The sequence below is a fragment of the Polaromonas sp. genome, from assembly GCF_018780625.1.
In the GTDB taxonomy this organism is placed as follows: Bacteria; Pseudomonadota; Gammaproteobacteria; order Burkholderiales; family Burkholderiaceae_C; genus Polaromonas.
In genome coordinates this window covers 1-2,667 of sequence record NZ_JADMJK010000253.1, presented here as the reverse complement: position 1 = coordinate 2,667, position 2,667 = coordinate 1, and the positions used below count along the sequence as shown (strand labels likewise).

The following is a 2,667-nucleotide window of genomic DNA, read 5'->3' as shown; positions in this document are numbered from 1 at the left end:
GACACCACGCCCAGGTACTGCTGGGACGGGCTCACCACGTAGGCGTAGTTGCGGTCCTGGTCTTCGAGCATCTTGAGCGCGGCCCGCGAGCCCTTGCCGGGCTGCTCGGACACCACGACCTGGCTTTTGCGCGCAATGTCGCCGGCCTTGAAAACTGCCGAGGCGTCCACGCCGCGCACAAAGCTGCGCACATAGTCGTCGGCGGGGTTGCGCAAGATTTCCTCGGGTGTGCCGACCTGCACCACCTGGCCATCCTTCATGATGGCGACGCGGTCGCCAATGCGCATGGCCTCGTCCAGGTCGTGCGAGATGAAGACGATGGTGCGGCGCTTGACCTGCTGCAGGCGCAGCAGTTCGGACTGCATTTCGGTGCGGATGATGGGGTCCAGCGCTGAAAACGCCTCGTCCATCAGCAAAATCGACGGGTCCGAGGCCAGCGCCCGGGCCAGGCCCACGCGCTGCTGCATGCCGCCCGACAACTCGTCGGGGTAGCTGGCGCCCCAGCCGCTCAGGCCGACCTGGTCCAGCGCCTGGCCGGCCGCCGCATGGCGCTCGGCGCGGCCCACGCCGGCCAGTTCCAGGCCCAGCGCGGTGTTGTCCAGCACCGTCATGTGCGGCATCAGCGCGAACGACTGGAACACCATGCTGATGTCCTTGCGCCGCAGCGCGCGCAGTTGCGAATCCGAGAGCTTGCTGATGTCGGTGCCGTCCACCAGGATGTGGCCGGCCGTGGGCTCGATCAGCAGGTTGAGCAGGCGCACCAGCGTCGATTTGCCCGAACCCGACAGGCCCATGACGACAAAGATCTCACCGGCCTCGATGGTCAGGCTGGCATCAAACACACCGATGGTGGCGCCGGTACGGGCCAGGATCTCTTCCTTGGTGCAGCCCTGGCGCACGAGTTCAAGGGCGGCTTCGGGCGCATCGCCAAATACTTTGAACACATGGTCGATGATGATTTGTTTGGCCACGCGGGGGTCTTTCCTGGTTGATGAGCGAAAAAGCGCTTCGCCGGCACGGTGGCCGGGACAAAGACGCCGGAAAAGCCCATGCCAACGGCTGCGCCCGGGGTGCGTAGGCACCCGGGGACTGCAGGGCAATAGGGCGGACACCTCGAAGTGCCCATTGACATGCACGGCGGCAAGGCCATGCGGGAGATGCCGCGCGCTTCAACAAAAGAGGTCTGGGCAGAGGACTCTTGAATCACGCATGCGCTGTGCAGTGCACGGCGCGGACATCAGGTCCGAAGATTCGGACGGAGTGACGGGCGCCAAGGCCCGACTCGGAGGGAGGGCGCTGTAAAGCGCCTGATTACCTGCGTTGCAGGATGTAAAACAAGTACTAATTATAGCGATTAGTTATTAATAAGTCAATAAATAAGGGCTTTAGCCTGCTATGCTGCGCGCCGCAAACGCCAAAATCTGGCTTGCTGGCGCCTGATTGCGGTTGAACAAGTCGCTGTGGAAGGCCGCATTACAAGCGCGAGCGGCCCAAGTCGCTTGAATCGGGCCGCGCGCTGCCTGTTGCTCAGGGCGCGCGGCGTTCGGGCACGGCGTCTTCGGGCGGCGTGGCCTTGCCCGGCAAGCGCAGGTGCAGCGCTGCCTGCGCCATCATGTTGGCCGACACCGGCGCGGTCACGAAGACAAACAGCGTGATCAGCAACTCGGCAAAGCCGGCCCGCCCCTGGGCCGCCGCCAGCAGCATGCTGGCCAGCAGCAGGCCGCCCAGACCCAGCGTGGAGGCCTTGGTGGGCGCGTGCAGCCGCATGAAGAAGTCGGGCAGGCGCGCCAGCCCGATGGCCCCCACCAGCAGGAAAAAAGCGCCCAGCAGCAGCAGCGCCGCCGCCAGCCATTCAATAACAGGATGAAAACCCATGGTCATGCCCTCCGTTTCATTCGATCACGTCGCCGCGGCTCAGGTAGCGCGCCAGCGCCACCGTGGAGGCAAAACCCAGCATCGCGACGATCAGGGCCGCCTCGAACAGGATAGGGGTGCGCAGGCGTATGCCCAGCAGCACCACCAGTGCCACCGCGTTGATGTAGAGCGTGTCGATCGCCAGCACGCGGTCGGTGACGTCGGGCCCGCGCACCAGGCGCCAGGCGCACAGCGCCATCGCCAGTGATACGGCGCCCACGGCAATGTCCAGCGCCATTGCCAGGATGTTGAAACTCATGTGCGGTCTCCCGTTGGGTCCGGCGTGTGTTCATAGATGGCCAGCAGCGGGCCTTCGTAGCGCGCCTTGATGTCGGCCGCCATTTGCGCGGTATCGCTGCAGTCCAGCGCGTGGACCAGGATGTGCCGGCGCTGCTCGTCGATGGTGCACGACACCGTGCCGGGCGTGGTCGTGATGATGCTGGCCAGCATGGAAATGGCTGTCGGGTGGGTCAGCGCCAGCGGCACCGTGACCCAGGCCGGCTGGGGCCGTGACAGCGGGCCCAGCACCAGCCGCGCCACGACAAAGTTGGACAGCACGATGTCCCACAGCACCACCCCCAGTAGGCGCACCGCTGGCACCAGCCGCACCGGCGCCATGGCGGGCAAGAATCCATGCAGCAGGCGGGGCACCACCAGGCCAATCAGCACGGCTGAAATCAGGTGGACCGGTGCCAGCGTGTGCTGCAGCAGCAGCCAGCTGACGGCCAGCAGCACCGACAGCCAGGGGTGGCC

Annotated in this window: 4 protein-coding genes; all 4 read right to left on the bottom strand. The window is 65.5% G+C overall.

From position 1 onward, the window contains the following. Positions 1 to 971 (bottom strand): glycine betaine/L-proline ABC transporter ATP-binding protein ProV (gene proV / locus IV091_RS18000; RefSeq protein ID WP_293470792.1); only part of this gene is annotated, 971 nt, incomplete at its 3' end. 556 nt (positions 972 to 1,527) lie between these two features. Then, positions 1,528 to 1,881 carry a Na+/H+ antiporter subunit G gene (locus IV091_RS17995; protein WP_293470790.1) on the bottom strand — a complete coding sequence of 118 codons (354 nt, stop codon included), beginning with the start codon at positions 1,879 to 1,881 and terminating at the stop codon, positions 1,528 to 1,530. A gap of 10 nt (positions 1,882 to 1,891) precedes the next feature. Then, entirely contained in the window at positions 1,892 to 2,173 is a 282-nt protein-coding gene (locus IV091_RS17990; RefSeq protein ID WP_293470789.1) for a K+/H+ antiporter subunit F, read from the bottom strand. After that, a partial coding sequence (locus IV091_RS17985) for a Na+/H+ antiporter subunit E (RefSeq protein ID WP_293470787.1) occupies positions 2,170 to 2,667 on the bottom strand: 498 nt, incomplete at its 5' end. The genes IV091_RS17990 and IV091_RS17985, both read right to left, overlap by 4 nt.